At 62.5% G+C, this 15944-nt stretch carries 15 protein-coding genes and 1 riboswitch; of the genes, 8 read left to right on the top strand and 7 right to left on the bottom strand.

Going from position 1 to position 15944, the window contains the following annotated elements:
• Positions 1-155 precede the first annotated feature (155 nt).
• A complete protein-coding gene (uvrB, locus tag JJD66_RS27000; protein ID WP_057977608.1) occupies positions 156-2171 on the bottom strand; it encodes an excinuclease ABC subunit UvrB in 2016 nt (671 codons plus the stop codon).
• 343 nt (positions 2172-2514) lie between these two features.
• On the opposite strand from uvrB, the gene JJD66_RS26995 reads away from it, so the two are divergent.
• Together JJD66_RS26995 and JJD66_RS26990 are read left to right on the top strand one after the other, a co-directional pair.
• A complete protein-coding gene (locus tag JJD66_RS26995; RefSeq protein ID WP_034116881.1) occupies positions 2515-3711 on the top strand; it encodes an amino acid aminotransferase in 1197 nt (398 codons plus the stop codon).
• Between the two features lie 100 nt (positions 3712-3811).
• Entirely contained in the window at positions 3812-4021 is a 210-nt protein-coding gene (locus tag JJD66_RS26990; RefSeq protein ID WP_005789784.1) for a hypothetical protein, read from the top strand.
• A gap of 77 nt (positions 4022-4098) precedes the next feature.
• Here the strand turns inward: JJD66_RS26990 and ptrR are convergent, their stop codons facing one another.
• The gene (gene ptrR / locus JJD66_RS26985) at positions 4099-4992 is read right to left on the bottom strand and encodes a putrescine utilization regulator PtrR (RefSeq protein WP_200649438.1); all 894 of its coding nucleotides are present in this window, start codon (positions 4990-4992) and stop codon (positions 4099-4101) included.
• 103 nt (positions 4993-5095) lie between these two features.
• Between ptrR and JJD66_RS26980 the strand changes: the two genes are divergently transcribed.
• A complete protein-coding gene (locus JJD66_RS26980) occupies positions 5096-6487 on the top strand; it encodes an aldehyde dehydrogenase family protein (RefSeq protein WP_200649437.1) in 1392 nt (463 codons plus the stop codon).
• Between the two features lie 18 nt (positions 6488-6505).
• Here the strand turns inward: JJD66_RS26980 and JJD66_RS26975 are convergent, their stop codons facing one another.
• Together JJD66_RS26975 and JJD66_RS26970 are read right to left on the bottom strand one after the other, a co-directional pair.
• A complete protein-coding gene (locus tag JJD66_RS26975; RefSeq protein ID WP_054921648.1) occupies positions 6506-6811 on the bottom strand; it encodes a protealysin inhibitor emfourin in 306 nt (101 codons plus the stop codon).
• A gap of 29 nt (positions 6812-6840) precedes the next feature.
• Positions 6841-7902 carry a M4 family metallopeptidase gene (locus JJD66_RS26970; RefSeq protein ID WP_200649436.1) on the bottom strand — a complete coding sequence of 354 codons (1062 nt, stop codon included), beginning with the start codon at positions 7900-7902 and terminating at the stop codon, positions 6841-6843.
• Between the two features lie 135 nt (positions 7903-8037).
• On the opposite strand from JJD66_RS26970, the gene JJD66_RS26965 reads away from it, so the two are divergent.
• From JJD66_RS26965 to JJD66_RS26950, 4 genes are all read left to right on the top strand, one after another.
• A complete protein-coding gene (locus JJD66_RS26965) occupies positions 8038-8967 on the top strand; it encodes a DNA/RNA non-specific endonuclease (protein ID WP_200649435.1) in 930 nt (309 codons plus the stop codon).
• A gap of 119 nt (positions 8968-9086) precedes the next feature.
• Positions 9087-9279, top strand: a riboswitch (cobalamin riboswitch).
• Positions 9280-9394: 115 nt separating this feature from the next.
• Positions 9395-10405 carry an ABC transporter substrate-binding protein gene (locus JJD66_RS26960; RefSeq protein ID WP_200649434.1) on the top strand — a complete coding sequence of 337 codons (1011 nt, stop codon included), beginning with the start codon at positions 9395-9397 and terminating at the stop codon, positions 10403-10405.
• On the top strand, positions 10402-11406 hold the full coding sequence (locus JJD66_RS26955; RefSeq protein WP_054921644.1) for a FecCD family ABC transporter permease: 1005 nt from the start codon (positions 10402-10404) through the stop codon (positions 11404-11406). The genes JJD66_RS26960 and JJD66_RS26955 overlap by 4 nt, the downstream gene beginning before the upstream one ends.
• A complete protein-coding gene (locus JJD66_RS26950) occupies positions 11403-12167 on the top strand; it encodes an ABC transporter ATP-binding protein (RefSeq protein ID WP_200649433.1) in 765 nt (254 codons plus the stop codon). Before JJD66_RS26955 ends, JJD66_RS26950 begins: the two co-directional genes overlap by 4 nt.
• Positions 12168-12615: 448 nt before the next feature.
• On the opposite strand, the gene JJD66_RS26945 is transcribed toward JJD66_RS26950, so the two are convergent.
• Genes JJD66_RS26945 through tspO form a run of 3 tightly spaced genes read right to left on the bottom strand, consistent with a single transcriptional unit; the run spans position 12616 to position 14466 of the window.
• Positions 12616-13107 (bottom strand): GNAT family N-acetyltransferase, encoded by a 492-nt coding sequence (locus JJD66_RS26945; RefSeq protein WP_200649432.1) that lies wholly within the window; start codon positions 13105-13107, stop codon positions 12616-12618.
• Positions 13097-14026 carry an alpha/beta hydrolase gene (locus tag JJD66_RS26940; protein WP_200649431.1) on the bottom strand — a complete coding sequence of 310 codons (930 nt, stop codon included), beginning with the start codon at positions 14024-14026 and terminating at the stop codon, positions 13097-13099. The genes JJD66_RS26945 and JJD66_RS26940 overlap by 11 nt, the downstream gene beginning before the upstream one ends.
• A complete protein-coding gene (tspO, locus tag JJD66_RS26935) occupies positions 14026-14466 on the bottom strand; it encodes a tryptophan-rich sensory protein TspO (protein WP_003192600.1) in 441 nt (146 codons plus the stop codon). The genes JJD66_RS26940 and tspO overlap by 1 nt, the downstream gene beginning before the upstream one ends.
• A 163-nt stretch (positions 14467-14629) precedes the next feature.
• Here tspO and chrA point away from each other — a divergent pair, with 163 nt between their 5' ends.
• Positions 14630-15823, top strand: a complete 1194-nt coding sequence (gene chrA, locus JJD66_RS26930) for a chromate efflux transporter (protein ID WP_200649430.1) — start codon at positions 14630-14632, stop codon at positions 15821-15823.
• Positions 15824-15944: the final 121 nt, after the last annotated feature.

Below are 15944 nucleotides of genomic sequence, written 5' to 3'. Positions count from 1 at the left end.
CCCTGTCGAATTCCGGCCAGCGTGGTTTAACGGGGCGCCTAAGATCAAAAGCAGATCAAGATCAAGAGCGGCTCGCTTCGCATCGTGGTTACCGTTGAGCTAACAGAGTTATGTAGATACCTATGCCGCGATGGGGCCAGCCCAATCAACGCAAATCAAACAGCCAACAGGCGCTCACGCAACTTGCCAATCTCATCCCGCGTCTGCGCCGCCGCTTCAAACTCCAGATCCCGCGCCAACTGGTACATCTTCTCTTCCAGTTGTCGAATCCGCTTGGTGATCTCACTCGGTGAGCGCAGTTCGTTTTCGTACTTGGCGCTCTCCTCGGCGGCCTTGGCCATGCCCTTGCGCTTCTTGCTGCGCGAGCCGGGCACGGTGGCGCCTTCCATGATGTCGGCAACGTCCTTGAACACGCCTTTGGGGGTGATGCCGTGCTCCAGGTTGAACGCGATCTGCTTGTCGCGACGACGCTGGGTCTCGCCAATCGCACGCTCCATCGAACCGGTGATGCGGTCCGCATACAGGATCGCCCGTCCATTGAGGTTACGCGCCGCTCGGCCGATGGTCTGGATCAACGAGCGCTCGGAGCGCAGGAAGCCCTCCTTGTCCGCATCCAGGATCGCCACCAGCGACACTTCCGGCATGTCCAGGCCTTCACGCAGCAGGTTGATCCCCACCAGCACATCGAAGGTGCCCAGGCGCAGGTCGCGGATGATTTCCACGCGTTCCACGGTGTCGATGTCCGAGTGCAGGTAACGCACGCGCACGCCGTGGTCGGCCAGGTAATCAGTCAAGTCTTCGGACATGCGCTTGGTCAGGGTGGTGACCAGCACCCGCTCTTCCAGGGCCACGCGCTTGTTGATTTCCGAGAGCAAGTCGTCGACCTGGGTCAGCGCCGGGCGAATTTCGATTTCCGGGTCCACCAGGCCAGTGGGTCGCACCAATTGCTCGATCACGCGACCGGCATGTTCGGCTTCATAGTTGCCGGGCGTAGCGGAGACGAAGATGGTCTGCGGGCTGATGGCTTCCCACTCGTCAAAGCGCATCGGCCGGTTGTCCAGCGCCGACGGCAGACGGAAGCCGTACTCCACCAGGGTTTCCTTACGTGAGCGGTCCCCCTTATACATGGCCCCCACCTGCGGCACGCTGACGTGGGATTCGTCAATCACCAGCAAGGCGTCCGGCGGCAGGTAGTCATAGAGCGTCGGTGGCGGCGCCCCGGAGTCACGGCCCGACAGGTAACGCGAGTAGTTTTCGATGCCGTTGCAGTAGCCCAGCTCCAGGATCATCTCCAGGTCGAAGCGGGTGCGTTGCTCCAGACGCTGGGCTTCCACCAGCTTATTGTTGGAGCGCAGGTATTCCAGGCGCTCGGCCAGCTCGACCTTGATGCCCTCGATGGCGCTCATCAGGGTTTCGCGCGGGGTCACGTAGTGGCTTTTCGGGTAGAAGGTAAAGCGCGGCAGCTTGCGGATCACCTCGCCGGTCAACGGGTCGAAGGCTGACAGGCTTTCGACCTCATCATCGAACAGTTCGATGCGGATGGCTTCCAGGTCGGATTCGGCCGGGTAGATGTCGATCACATCACCGCGCACCCGGAAGGTGGCGCGGGCGAAGTCCATGTCGTTACGGGTGTACTGCAGGCTCGCCAGGCGGCGCAACAGTTCGCGCTGGTCGAGTTTGTCGCCACGGTCGACGTGCAGCACCATCTTCAAATAGGTTTCCGGGCTGCCCAAGCCGTAGATGCACGACACCGTGGTGACGATGATCGCGTCTTTGCGCTCCAGCAGTGCCTTGGTGGCCGACAGGCGCATCTGCTCGATGTGGTCGTTGATCGACGCATCCTTCTCGATGAAGGTATCGGAGGATGGCACATAGGCTTCGGGCTGGTAATAGTCGTAGTAGGAAACGAAATACTCCACCGCGTTGTTCGGGAAGAACGCCTTGAACTCGCCGTAGAGCTGCGCCGCCAGGGTTTTGTTTGGCGCCAGCACTAGGGTCGGGCGGTTGGTCTGGGCGATCACGTTGGCGATGCTGAAGGTCTTGCCGGAACCGGTCACCCCAAGCAGCGTCTGGTGCGCCAGGCCGGCCTCGATGCCTTCGACCATCTGACGAATGGCTTCCGGTTGATCGCCGGCGGGTTCAAAACGGGTAACGAGCTGGAAATCCGACATAACGTACCTCGTGAAGTCACCCCAGACTCGACACCGCCAGGGACGAAATAGCTCAGCAACCCGCGATTAGTCATCGCAGGTTGCAGGAAAAAACCATGATAGCTGTAGAAGTGGTGTCGAATGTGACGGGTTTCAAGGCCGTCTTACTACACGACCTTTATCGTCAATGTTGCAATAAGACTAACGGTCAGCAAATAAACCGAAAAACTTGGCCGAAAAGTCGTTTCCGTTGTCGCTCTCAGCCGTGATGGCCTCTATACTAGCTCCCCGTTTGTGCACCGCTCTAGTGCATTCGGCTGGAGCGCGACACGTCCCTCCTACCCCCCATAGAGCTGCCGCAAAAATGAGCCTGTTCTCCGCTGTCGAAATGGCACCACGCGATCCAATCCTGGGCCTCAACGAAGCATTCAACGCCGACACACGAACCACCAAGGTGAACCTTGGCGTGGGCGTTTACTGCAACGAGGAGGGGAAGATTCCACTCTTGCGTGCCGTTGCCGAAGCGGAAGCCATTCGTGTGGCGCAACATGCCGCCCGAGGCTACTTGCCAATCGACGGCATCGTGGCGTACGACCAGGCCGTGCAAAAGCTGCTGTTTGGCGCTGAGTCGCCACTGTTGAGCGCAGGCCGTGTGATTACCGCCCAGGCCGTGGGCGGCACGGGCGCGCTGAAAATCGGCGCCGACTTCCTCAAGCAACTGCTGCCCAACGCCGTCGTCGCCATCAGCGACCCAAGCTGGGAAAACCACCAGGCGCTGTTTGAAAAAGCCGGTTTCCCGGTGCAGACCTACCGCTACTACGACGCCGCCACCCACGACGTGAACCGTGCCGGCCTGCTCGAAGACCTCAACGCCCTGCCGCCACAGTCCATCGTGGTGCTGCACGCTTGCTGCCATAACCCGACCGGCGTCGACCTCAGCCCGGCCGACTGGCAAAACGTGCTGGACGTGGTCAAGGCCAAGAACCTGGTGCCGTTCCTCGACATGGCCTACCAGGGCTTCGGCGATGGCATCCACGAAGACGCCGCCGCGGTGCGCCTGTTCGCTGAGTCGGGCCTGACCTTCTTTGTATCCAGCTCGTTCTCCAAATCGTTCTCGCTGTATGGCGAACGCGTAGGCGCGCTGTCGATCGTCAGCGAGTCCAAGGAAGAAAGCGCGCGCATCCTGTCCCAGGTCAAGCGTGTGATCCGCACCAACTACTCCAACCCGCCGACCCACGGCGCAGCCATCGTCGCCGCCGTACTCAACAACCCGGAACTGCGCGCCCAATGGGAAGCCGAACTGGCCGAGATGCGCCTGCGCATCCGTGGCATGCGCGAGCAGATGGTGGCCGAACTGGCCAAGGCTGCTCCAGGCCATGACTTCAGCTTCGTCGGCCGCCAGCGTGGGATGTTCTCCTACTCCGGCCTGACCGTTGAGCAAGTCACCCGCCTGCGCACCGAATTCGGGATCTATGCGCTGGATACCGGTCGCATCTGCGTGGCGGCACTGAACCAGTCGAACATTGGTGCAGTGACCAAGGCGATTGTCCAGGTGCTGTAAGCGAGCACACGTTATACGAAGGGGGAAGCCAATGGCTTCCCCTTTTTATTGGCGAACACACTAGACTGAATACCGACTGCCCCCTTGCTGTGAGAGCTTTATGAGAAACGACGACCTGGACCTGCGCGCCGACCGCGACGAACTGCACGACTACGCCCCACGCGCACCGCAAGCCAAGCGGCAGAAGAGCTTGGTGCTGCAGGTAGCGCTGGGAGTATTCCTCGGAGGGTTGGCGTTATGGCTGGTACAACTGGGCGCGACGGCAATCATGGCCAAACTGGCCATGGGCACTCTGCAATTTGGCGGCTGACCCGCTCTCCTGTAGGAGCGAGCTTGCTCGCGAAAAACCCAAAGACACCGCGTTCATCCAGAATGCCCGCGTTATCGTTAACGGTCTTCGCGAGCAAGCTCGCTCCTACAAAACCCGCGTTCTTGCAGTAGTTTTACGAAGCTGTTCAAGCTCTGCGACACCGTGCCCCGCCGCCAGATCAGCCATGTATTCAAGGTACGGAACGTGTCGGGCAGCGGCCACACGCTCACCGCCGCACACCCCGGCATACTCTCCAGCATACTGCGCGGCATCAGCGCCAGCCCGGCACCGGCGCTGACACAGGCCAACATGCCGTGGTACGACTCGATCTCGAAGATCCTGCCCGGCACCGCGTCATCCTGTGAGAACCAACGTTCAAAGTGATGCCGGTACGAGCAGTTCGAACGGAACGTATAGATGTTCTCGCCATTCACATCCTGGCCGCGGGTGATCGGCGCATGATGCAGTGGCGCAATCACCACCATCTCCTCCTCGAACACTGCCACACCCTCCAGCGTGGAATGCAGCACCGGCCCGTCGACAAAGGCAGCCGTCAGCCGACCCGACAACACGCCTTCGATCATGGTGCCCGAGGGGCCCGTGCTCAGGTCCAGCTCGACCTTGGTGTATTGCTGGTTATACGCCGCCAATAACGCCGGGATACGCACGGCCGCCGTGCTTTCCAGCGAACCCAAGGCAAAGGCGCCCTGGGGCTCCTCCCCCGCCACCGTGGCGCGGGCTTCCTGCACCAGGTCGAGAATACGCCGCGTATAGCCGAGGAAATTCCACCCCGCCGGGGACAAACGCAAGCGGCTCTTCTCGCGGATAAACAACTCCACGCCCAAGTCCTGCTCCAGTCGCTTGATGCGCGTGGTGAGGTTCGACGGCACACGATGAATCAACTGCGCGGCGGCGCTGATGCTGCCTTGCTCGGCAACGGCCTTGAAGATTTCCAGCTGCACCAGATCCAATTCATTCTCCAATCGTGAATGTATCGCTTAATATTATTCAGTTTCCAGAAAAGATACAGCCCCGTACGCTGGCCGTCATTCACTCCTTCATCCGGACGGTGCCATGAACGCTATTTCCCACCAGACCCACGCCCTGTCGATCAACCCCGCCAACGGCGAAACAGTCGGCACCTACCCCTATGAAAGCGCAGAACAGCTGAGCGCCGCCCTCTCCCGCTCGACCGATGCCTTCCGCACCTGGCGCCGCACGCCCGTGAGCCAGCGCGCCGAATACCTGCTGGCCCTGGCTGCAGCCCTGCGTGAGCAAGCCGAAGACATGGCGCAAATGATCACCCTGGAAATGGGCAAACCCATCGCCCAGGCCCGCGCCGAAATCGAAAAATGCGCGCAACTGAGCGAATGGTACGCCGCCCACGGCCCGGCCATGCTCGCCCCGGAGCCCACCCTGGTGGACAACGGCAGCGCCCGGATCGAATACCGCCCACTGGGCCCGATCCTCGCGGTAATGCCGTGGAACTTCCCGGTGTGGCAAGTGCTGCGTGGTGCAGTGCCGACCCTGCTCGCCGGCAACACCTACGTGCTCAAACATGCGCCCAACGTGATGGGCAGCGCCTACCTCATCCAGCAAGCATTGCGCAAAGCCGGTTTTGCCGAAGGCGTGTTTGAAGTGATCAACGTGACCCAGGATGGCGTGTCCACCGCCATCGCCGACCCGCGCATCGCCGCCGTGACCCTCACCGGCAGCGTGCGCGCCGGCATCGCCATCGGCTCACAGGCCGGGGCCGCGTTGAAGAAATGCGTGCTGGAACTGGGTGGCTCCGACCCGTTTATCGTGCTCAACGACGCCGACCTCGACGCCGCCGTACAAGCCGCCGTCATCGGCCGCTTCCAGAACAGCGGCCAGGTCTGCGCCGCCGCCAAGCGCTTGATCATCGAAGCGGGCGTGGTTGAAGCCTTCACCGCCAAATTCCTTGAAGCCAGCCGCGCCCTGGTGATGGGCGAGCCCACCGCGGACGCCACCTATATCGGCCCCATGGCGCGCTTTGATCTGCGTGACGAACTGCACGGCCAGGTCCAGGCGACCCTGGAAGAAGGCGCCACGCTGCTGCTGGGCGGCCATAAAGTCGCGGGCGCGGGCAATTACTATGAACCGACCATCCTGGCCGACGTCACCGACCACATGACGTCTTTCAAACAGGAACTGTTTGGCCCCGTGGCCTCGATCATCACTGCCCGCGACGCCGAGCACGCTGTGGCGCTGGCCAATGACAGCGAGTTTGGCCTGACCGCGAGCATCTTCACGGCCGACTCGGCAAAGGCACAGGCGATTGCCGACCAGCTCGAAACCGGCGGGATCTTCGTCAACGCGTTCAGCGTGTCGGACCCGCGGGTGGCATTTGGCGGCGTGAAGAAAAGCGGGTTCGGCCGCGAGCTGTCGCACTTCGGCGTACGCGAGTTCTGCAATGCGCAGACGGTGTGGCTGGATCGTAAGTAGCCTGCCAGCATTGGCGCTTCAACAATTAATATGCCGTCGCACGCACTGCACCAACCCGTCCAGTGCCGGGGGATTCACCGGCGCGAGTACACAGACTGTGTGCTCGCGCTCGCCCTCCGCTACTGTCAGAGTGTAATGCACTCGACCTGGGTTACCAGGCTCGGGATCGGTGCTTTGCGGCAACTTGAAAAACTCGGATGCTTCAATCAGTTGCCGCAACTCCTGCTGGTCGGGCTCGGGCAACGTATCCAACTCCACCGTACGCGGCTTGGCCAACCCCGGAAAAAACGCTGGTCCGCCGCTTTCCTTGATTGAAATTCGCATGGCTGTTCCTCGCCGCGCAGGCGGCTTCGTCAAACGTTGATACCTACCGCTTTCCAGCCTTCCTTGACTGCCTTGTGCTCAGCTTTGTTCACACCATAAAGCTGGCCGGCAATATCATGGGTGATGCGCGCAAAACGCAAAAACCCGGAATTGGGTCGCAGCCGCGAATCGCGCAGTGCGTCATACCAGATGCGCCCGGCACGCTCCCAGGCGAACCCGCCAATCCGGGTGGCCACCTGATAGAACGCGTGGTTGGGGATGCCGGAATTGATATGCACCCCGCCATTGTCCTCGTAAGTTTGCACAAAATCATCCATGTGCCCAGGCTGTGGGTCTTTGCCCAGCAGCTTGTCATCAAACGCAGTGCCTGGCGCCTTCATCGAGCGCAGCGCCGTGCCCTTGATCTTTTTGGTAAACAGCCCCTTGCCGATCAACCAGTCGGCGTCCTCGGCCGTTTGCTTCAGCGCGTACTGCTTGATCAACGAGCCAAACACATCCGACAACGACTCGTTCAGCGCACCGGACTGGTTGAAGTACATCAGCTTGGCCTCATCCTCGGTCACGCCATGGGCCAACTCATGTCCAATAACGTCGAGTGCCACGGTGAAGCGGTTGAACAACTGCTGGTCACCATCGCCGAACACCATCTGGGTCGAATTCCAGAAGGCATTGTTGTAGTCCTGGCCGAAGTGCACCGTGGCGTCCAGCGCCATGCCCGCATCGTCGATAGAGTTGCGGTCGAATACCTGGTCAAAAAAATCGAAGGTGGCGCCCAGGCCGTCATAGGCTTCGTCTACTGCGGCATCGCCACTGGCGGGCTGCCCTTCACCGCGAATCAGCTTGCCGGGCAGGCTGTCGGTGTTTTCGGCGCTGTAGATCGAGCGTTGCTTCTCGGCGCCCACGGCCAGTGCCATGCGGGCCGGGCCCTTGGCGGGTACCGCGACCATGCGCAACGAGCGGAACGTGCAGTCCTTGGCACGCGTGCGTAATGCGACTTCCCGTTGGGCTTTGTCGCCGTGGCGGGCGATCTGGTCGAGCATGTACGGCGGGATCAGGCAAAAAATCGGGTTGCGCGGTTGGCGAACACACATGAGCTGGCTCCTTTTGGCGTGTGATGAACGTCCGGGTGACGGTTTTCAGGATAGTCCTGCGTTCGCCACCTGGGCCAAATTGTCATGGTTTTGTGTTTCAGTGGTGTTTATCCCAGGCCCATAAGGAACATGCCCATGCCCGCCCGCGCAGCCAACATCGACCTTTCCCACCGCCCAAGGCTTGCCGACCTGCGCCCATTGGTCGCGGCCAGCCCCACCCTGCTGGAAGCCAGAGCCGCGACGCCGCGCGTCACCGCGGCCAAGGACCTCAAAAACCGCGCGGGCTATGCCGACGATTTCCTCAGCGACTTCGTGGTGCCATGGCCCACGGTTGACCAGCCACTGGCGGGCGATGTGCAACCCAAGCGCCTGGACTACACGCATTTCTCCATCACCATGTCGCGCGCTCGACGACTGGCGCTGTACGTGGGGGTAAATATCGACGGTGCCAAGCATGTGGACATCACGCGCAGCAACGACACCTGGGCCTACGATGGTCGCCTGCCCCTGGAGGCGCAGGTAGGTGAAGATCTCTATGCCGGCAATGGCCTGGACCGCGGCCACCTGGTGCGGCGCCAGGACCCCAACTGGGGCGATGAGGCCAACACCGCCAACGTCGACACCTTTCACTTCACCAACTGCTCGCCACAGATGAGCGGCTTCAACCAGAAGACCTGGCTGGAGCTCGAAGACTACATCCTCGACAACACCCAGCGCTGGAAAGCCCGGGCCACGGTGTTTACCGGGCCAGTGTTCGCCGATGACGACCGACTGTACCGTGGCGTGAAAATCCCCAAGGCGTTCTGGAAAGTAGTGGCCTACCTCAGCGACGAGGGCAAGCCGTCCGCCAGCGCCTACATGATTGACCAGAGCCGCGAACTGGGCCAACTCGACCTGGTATTCGGCCCGCTTCGCACCTACCAGCGCAGTGTGATTGCGATCGAACAACTGACCGGCATCCGCTTCGCCAACCTGGCCGACTACGACGGCTTCAGCAACGAAGAGCGCGCCACAGGCACCCGGATCGAAGCGCTGATACGCGGCCCCCAGGATATTCGGCTCTGACGCTTCTTTTGTAGGAGCGAGCTTGCTCGCGAAGAACATGAAAGCGCCGCGGGGCATCAGGTACCCAGCGTTATCGTTGACGACCTTCGCGAGCAAGCTCGCTCCTACAGGGGGTGATCGCTTACCATACGGCCGCCGGTTCCCGTATGGGACTAACAGGGAATTCGAAACGCCGCACGCGACGTGAACCGAAACTGCCCCCGCAACTGTAGATGCCGAGCCTGCCCTTGAATGCCACTGGACCACGTCCGGGAAGGCGGGGCATGGCGACGACGCATCAGTCAGGAGACCTGCCGGCCCAGCTAATTAACCAACCGGCGGGGTGTCCGGGAAGGACATCCTGGCCCTGCGCATCAGCAGCCTCCATGGGCGTATTTCCGAGCCGTACCTCCCCTGCTGCACCTACGGTTCACAAGGAGATCGCCTCATGCTGCCACGCGTTACCGCCCTGATCGCTGGCTTGGGTATGTGTGCCCTGGCGCAAGCCGCGCCCACTCAGTACCCGCTGACCCTGCAAAACTGCGGCAGCACCCTGACCTTCCAGCACGCCCCCGCCCGCAGCGTCACCATCGGCCAGGCCGCCACCGAGATGCTGTATGCCCTGGGCGTGGGCGACAAGGTGGTCGGCACTTCGCTGTGGTTCAACAACGTGGCGGCGCAGTACAAGGCCCAGGACGACCGCATCGAGCGCCTGGCCAACAACGAGCCCAGCTTTGAAGCCGTGCTCGCCAAGCGCCCGCAACTGGTGGCCGCCGAGCTGGAATGGGTGGTGGGGCCCCAAGGCGTAGTCGGTACCCGTGAGCAGTTTCATGAACTGAAAATCCCCACCTACCTGTTGCCGTCCGATTGCGAAGGCAAGGACAACCTGGTCGGCGCCGACGGCACGCGATTGGAGCCCTTTCGCATCGAGACGATCTACCAGAGCCTCCAGCAACTGGCACAGATTTTCGACGTGCAGGATCGCGGCCAACAACTGACCGACGAACTCAAGGCGCGCCTGGCCAAATCCGTCGCCACAGCCCAGGGCAAGGGCTTGCAGCAAGCCAGTGCACTGGTGTGGTTTTCCAGCGCCGAAATGGCCAGCGACCCTTACGTAGCCGGCCACAAAGGCGTGCCGCAATTCATGCTGCAAACCCTTGGCCTGCGTAACGTGGTGCAGTCCGATGAAGAATGGCCTGCCGTCGGCTGGGAAACCATCGCCAAGGCCAACCCCACCTTCCTGGTGATCGCACGCATGGACCGCCGCCGCTACCCGGCCGACGACCATGAAAAGAAACTCGCCTTCCTGCGCAGCGACCCCGTGACCCGCAACATGGACGCGGTGAAGAACAACCGCATCATCATCCTCGACGCTCTGGCCTTGCAGGCGAGCCTGCGCACCTTCGAGGGCCTTGCACAACTGGCGGCCGCCATTGACGGCTACCACCTGGGGCAATGATGCGCACCCTACTCGCCCTGGCGTTGCTGCTGCTCGCCCTGCTCGCTGGCGTCGCCATCGGTGAAACCGCCATCGAACCACAGGTGGTGCTGCAGGTGCTCGCCAATAAACTCTGGAGCGCCGGCTACGTACTGGACCCCATCGACGAAGGCGTGGTGTGGAACTACCGCCTCACCCGTGCATTGGTGGCCGCAGCTTGCGGCGCAGGGTTGGCGACGTGCGGCGTGATCCTGCAATCGCTGCTGCGTAACCCGCTGGCCGACCCGTACCTGCTGGGCATCAGCGCCGGCGCGTCAACCGGCGCGGTGCTCGTTGCCTTGATCGGCGTGGGCGGTGGCCTGGTGTCGTTATCGGCGGGCGCGTTTGTGGGGGCGATGGCGGCCTTTGCGCTGGTGACTCTACTCGCACGAGCCAGCGGATCGTCCAGCGGTACCGGGCAGATCATCCTCGCGGGTATCGCCGGCTCGCAGTTGTTCAATGCCCTGACCGCGTTCCTGATCACCAAGTCGGCCAGCTCCGAACAAGCCCGCGGCATTATGTTCTGGCTGCTGGGCAACCTCAGCGGCGTGCGCTGGCCGTCGGTGTGGTTGGCGGTGCCGGTGGCGGTCGTGGGGCTCGCGGTGTGCCTGTGGCACCGGCGTGCACTGGATGCGTTTACCTTCGGCAGCGACTCGGCAGCCTCCCTCGGCATCCCGGTGCGCCGCGTGCAATTTGTGCTGGTGGCCTGCGCCGCGTTGGTGACGGCGGTGATGGTATCCATCGTCGGCTCCATCGGGTTTGTCGGCCTGGTGATTCCCCATGCGGTGCGCCTGTTGCTTGGCACCGGGCATTCGCGTTTGCTGCCGGCCAGTGCCTTGGGTGGCGCGCTGTTTTTGATCGCTGCGGACGTGCTGTCGCGCACCTTGATCAAGGGCCAGGTGATTCCGGTGGGTGTGGTCACCGCATTGGTGGGCGCGCCGGTGTTTGCGCTGATCCTGATTGGCCGGAGGAACGCACGATGAGCGTACTCAGTTGTCGCGGCCTGGGCTTCAAAGTGCGTGACGCGCAGTTGCTGCGTGACATTGACCTCGACGTGCAGTTGGGTGAAACCCTCGGTATCGTCGGGCCCAATGGTTCAGGCAAATCCACCCTGCTCAAATTGCTGGCTGGATTACGTGTGCCGGCCAGCGGCGATGTTCGCCTGGGTGGCAAGCGGCTCGGTGAGTTGTCGCGCCGCACCATCGCACAACAGCTGGCGGTGGTGGAGCAACAGGCCGATACCGACGACGCCATCCGCGTGTTCGACGCCGTGGCCCTGGGCCGCACGCCGTGGCTGTCGGCATTGAGCCCGTGGTCGCGTGAAGACGATGCCATCGTGCACCAGGCCCTGCATGACGTAGACGCCACCCACCTGAGCCAACGCGCCTGGCGCAGCCTCTCGGGTGGCGAACGCCAGCGCGTGCACATCGCCCGCGCCCTGGCACAACGCCCGCAGATTTTGTTGCTGGATGAGCCGACCAATCACCTGGATATCCAGCATCAACTGGCAATCCTCAAAGGCGTGCAAGGCTTGCCTGTGACCACCTTGATTGCGCTGCATGATCTGAACCAGGCGTTGACCTGTGATCGCCTGGCCGTGCTGGATCGCGGGCAACTGGTGGCGCTGGGCACGCCGCTGCAAGTGCTGACACCGCAGCGCTTGCAAGAGACATTCGGGGTACAGGGGCATTACCTGACAGACCCGTTCGACGGCGCGCAAATCCTGCGCCTGCGCTCCAACTGAATCCGTACGTTGGGGCAGCTTGCTCTGGTGACAGTCTGACTGCCAACTGTGATCCAAATGTGGGAGGGGGCTTGCCCCAGGTATCTACACAACTTCGGTACGACGCTAAACCTGTGGCGAGGGAGCTTGCTCCCGCGACGGCCTGGCAGCCGACGCTGATCTAACTGACGCGCCGCGATCCAACTGTGGGAGCTGGCTTGCCTGCGAAGACGGCTTGACAGTCAACACAGTTGGACCGTGTACATATCCATTCCTGCGGTAACGGCCACTTAGGGTTCCGCCCTGACGGCGGCTCACTTTGCAAAAGCCGGGATGCCGGCCCAGGCCAAAGTAAGCAAAACGCTCTTGCCCCACCACTCGGCACCTCGCCCAGGCTCGGTGTGCCCGTAATCCGCCAGTGATTTGGGGGATCGCCGCTATCGGGGGCAAGTCCCCTCCCACACTTCATCTACAGAAGTCGGTGCATATGGGTGGTCTGCCAGATCGGGTCGGCCTCGACATGCACCACGTCGAACCCCTGCCGCTGCCAGAAATCAATCGCGCCGGGCAGAAACGGATGGGTATGCAAGTACATCATCTCCACCCCATCCGCTCGCGCCAGCGCCTCCAGCGAGCGGTATAAACGGCCCGCCAGGCCCAAGCGTCGCGCTGCCGGGAGCACATACAGGCGCACCACTTCCACCGTCTTGCGGCCCTGGTAGTTCAACTGTGGAAAGCGGCCGTCGTAAGGCCGATAAGCCACCGCGGCAACGATCCGGCCTTCGGCACGGGCAATCAAAAACCGCCCGCCGCCCTCAAGGTAGATGGCTTCAAACTGCGCCAGATCGTGGGGGACACCGGTGGCACTGAGCGTGGGAAACAGTTCATCACGCGCCTGCAAAGCAAAGCTCAGCACCTGGGGAATGTCAGCGGCCTGCACCGCCTCGATACTAACGCTCATCGCCAGGGATCCGACCCGTTATCCACTGGCGAGCGTAAGCCAGCACGCGATCGGCCATCGCCACCGGAAAGTGAATAAACCCATGGGCTGCTTCCGGCAACACATGAGCCTCCACCGCTGCCCATCGCTCGGCGATAAGCAGGGTGTCATCCTTGAGCGGGTCCAATTGCCCCACGAACATCAGCGCGGGCGGCAGCCCCTCGAACTCCCCATACAAGGGTGACAGCGGCGGCTGCCGGCGCGTCTCGTCGCTGATCCCCGGCGTCAACAGGCGCAGCGCCTTGACCATGCCCGGCCCGTCCAGCAACAAGGTGTCCGGCCCGGCCGTGCGCACACTGGGCGTGCCGGTCAAATCGTAGACGCCGTAATACAACACCGCGCCGCTTACCCGCTGGAGCAACTCGGGCCATTGCTTGAGCGCCAACAAGGTGGCCGCCGCCAAGTGCCCGCCGGCCGACTCGCCAACGAAAAACACCGGCAAGCCGGCAAACTCCGGGCAGTCCGCCAAAAGCCAGCGCGCAGCCGTCAGGCAATCGTCCAGCAACCCTTCGATCGGCGTATCTACCGCCAGCCGGTAATCCACCGACACCACCGCCACATCGCACGCGTTGACCATGCCGAGGTTAAGGTCGTCATTCATTTGCGCATTGCCGATCACCCAGCCCCCGCCGTGAATGTCCAGCACCACGCCTCTGGGCGGACCGGCGGGCCGCAGGATGCGCAAGGGGATCGCCCCGAGCATTTTGCGTTCCGCCAGGGGCGCCTTCTTGAAGGTCTGGCTGGCGCGCAGCAGCGCCTGGATCATGCGCGGCGTGACGCGGTTGCGGACTTTAAAGCGCGGCATCCACGCCAGTTTGCGATTGAAGCGGCGCATCTGGGCCAGTTCGGGCTCGCTGGCGGGCCAATGCTGGTAGGCCATCAGCGATTATTACGCAGGATCGAGAAGTTCAACGCCGCGGCCACGCACAGCCACGCCAGATACGGGAACAGGATCAGGCCGGTAATCAAATCCAGGCGCACGGCCAGCACCACCATCGCTGCCACGGTGAGCCACAAGAGCACGATAATCACCATCCCGGCGAACAACCGATGGGCACCAAAGAACACCGGCGTCCACAGTGTGTTCAATGCAATCTGCGCCGCCCACAGGGCCAACACCATTTCGCTGCCGGGGATCAGGGTCAAGCGGTAACCGGCCCAGGCCAGCAGCAGGTAGATGATCGTCCATGCCACCGGGAACAGCCAATTGGGCGGGGTGAAGCTGGGCTTGACCAGGGATTCGTACCAGGCGCCGGGTTTGAAGATCACGCCAGTACTGGCAGCGGCGGCGCAGGCAAGCAGGAAGATGAAAAAGGTCATGGTCGCTCCTTGAGGTCCAGTGGATGGAAAACAATGCACTGCATTGAATGACTCAAGCAACCGCGGATAAATTCAATGGAGACGGCAAAATACCCGCGCTTCTACGCGTCATGAAAATTGGTTATGGTCGGCAACATCCAGCACCGTTGCCCGAGACATCCCCTTGCCCCAGCTTGCCGATCACCGCAGCAGCCCCTGGTCAGTGTTCCTGATTTTCCTGCGCCTGGGCCTTACCTCCTTCGGCGGGCCGATTGCACACCTGGGTTATTTTCGCCAAGAGTTCGTCAGCCGCCGCCGCTGGCTCAGCGAGCGCAGCTATGCCGAACTGGTCGCCCTGTGCCAGTTCCTCCCAGGCCCGGCCAGCAGCCAGGTCGGTATCGCGTTGGGCCTGTCCCGCGCAGGTTACCGGGGCGCGGCGGCAGCCTGGGCCGGGTTCACCTTGCCGTCGGCCATCGCCCTGATCCTGTTTGCCCTGGGGCTGGCCCACTACGGCGGCGCCCTGCCCCCTGGCGCGCTGCACGGCCTCAAGGTGGTCGCCGTGGCCGTGGTGGCCCAGGCCGTGTGGGGCATGGCGCGCAACCTGTGCCGAGGCGTGTTACGGGTGGCGTTGATGTTGACCGCTGCGTGCGTGGTGCTGTTGGAGCCCTCCGCCTGGGCTCAGGTCGGGGTCATGGTGGCTGCAGGCGTGGCTGGCCTGCTGTTGTTCAAGCCCGAGAGCAGTGCCGAGCCCGACGCCCTGCCCATCGCCATCAGCCGCCGCGCCGGAGCCCTGTGGTTGATGCTGTTTTTGTTGTTGCTGGTGGGCTTGCCGATCCTCGCCGCATGGGCGCTCAACCCCACGCTGGCGCTGGTGGACGCCTTCTACCGCACCGGCGCACTGGTATTCGGCGGCGGCCACGTAGTGTTGCCGCTACTGCAAGCCGAAGTGGTGCCCAGCCAATGGGTCAACAACGATGTGTTCCTCGCCGGCTACGGCGCCACCCAAGCTGTGCCCGGCCCGCTGTTCACCTTCGCCGCCTTCCTCGGCGCCTCCATGACCCACGCCCCGAGCGGCTGGCTTGGCGGGGTGATCGCACTGCTGGCGATCTTCGCCCCGTCGTTCCTGCTGATCTTCGGCGCTTTGCCCTTCTGGGCCAACCTGCGCAGCAGCCCGCGCACCCAGGCCGCACTGGCCGGGGTGAATGCGGCGGTGGTTGGCCTGTTGTTGGCGGCGCTGTACCAGCCTGTGTGGACCAGCGCGATTTTCAACGGCTACGACCTCGCCCTGGCGTTGCTGGCACTGGTCGCGTTGATGGTGTGGAAACTGCCGCCATGGCTGGTAGTGATAAGTTGCGGCCTACTCGGCACGTTACTGTAATTAGATGGACTCGCCCAAGCCGAGGCGTCTATGCGCCACGGTGGCATTCTTATAGAAGCCAACGACAGCGAGGGCGAGCCCATGAAAAAGCATACGACGATCAATCAGTCTTTGTCAGCCG

It is taken from the genome of Pseudomonas sp. MF6751, assembly GCF_016613265.1.
Lineage (GTDB): Bacteria > Pseudomonadota > Gammaproteobacteria > Pseudomonadales > Pseudomonadaceae > Aquipseudomonas > Aquipseudomonas fluorescens_BV.
The sequence above is the reverse complement of the archived record's forward strand: the minus strand, read 5'-3'. Positions and strand labels throughout refer to the sequence as shown.

Excerpts from the sequence above, each read along its gene's own strand:
- JJD66_RS26950 (WP_200649433.1), top strand. The coding sequence starts at position 11,403 with ATGAGCGTACTCAGTTGTCGCGGCCTGGGCTTCAAAGTGCGTGACGCG.
- uvrB (WP_057977608.1), bottom strand. The coding sequence starts at position 2,171 with ATGTCGGATTTCCAGCTCGTTACCCGTTTTGAACCCGCCGGCGATCAA.
- JJD66_RS26975 (WP_054921648.1), bottom strand. The coding sequence starts at position 6,811 with ATGCGAATTTCAATCAAGGAAAGCGGCGGACCAGCGTTTTTTCCGGGG.
- JJD66_RS26960 (WP_200649434.1), top strand. The coding sequence starts at position 9,395 with ATGCTGCCACGCGTTACCGCCCTGATCGCTGGCTTGGGTATGTGTGCC.
- JJD66_RS26980 (WP_200649437.1), top strand. The coding sequence starts at position 5,096 with ATGAACGCTATTTCCCACCAGACCCACGCCCTGTCGATCAACCCCGCC.
- JJD66_RS26995 (WP_034116881.1), top strand. The coding sequence starts at position 2,515 with ATGAGCCTGTTCTCCGCTGTCGAAATGGCACCACGCGATCCAATCCTG.
- JJD66_RS26955 (WP_054921644.1), top strand. The coding sequence starts at position 10,402 with ATGATGCGCACCCTACTCGCCCTGGCGTTGCTGCTGCTCGCCCTGCTC.
- JJD66_RS26940 (WP_200649431.1), bottom strand. The coding sequence starts at position 14,026 with ATGGCCTACCAGCATTGGCCCGCCAGCGAGCCCGAACTGGCCCAGATG.
- JJD66_RS26945 (WP_200649432.1), bottom strand. The coding sequence starts at position 13,107 with ATGAGCGTTAGTATCGAGGCGGTGCAGGCCGCTGACATTCCCCAGGTG.
- JJD66_RS26965 (WP_200649435.1), top strand. The coding sequence starts at position 8,038 with ATGCCCGCCCGCGCAGCCAACATCGACCTTTCCCACCGCCCAAGGCTT.
- JJD66_RS26990 (WP_005789784.1), top strand. The coding sequence starts at position 3,812 with ATGAGAAACGACGACCTGGACCTGCGCGCCGACCGCGACGAACTGCAC.
- JJD66_RS26970 (WP_200649436.1), bottom strand. The coding sequence starts at position 7,902 with ATGTGTGTTCGCCAACCGCGCAACCCGATTTTTTGCCTGATCCCGCCG.
- tspO (WP_003192600.1), bottom strand. The coding sequence starts at position 14,466 with ATGACCTTTTTCATCTTCCTGCTTGCCTGCGCCGCCGCTGCCAGTACT.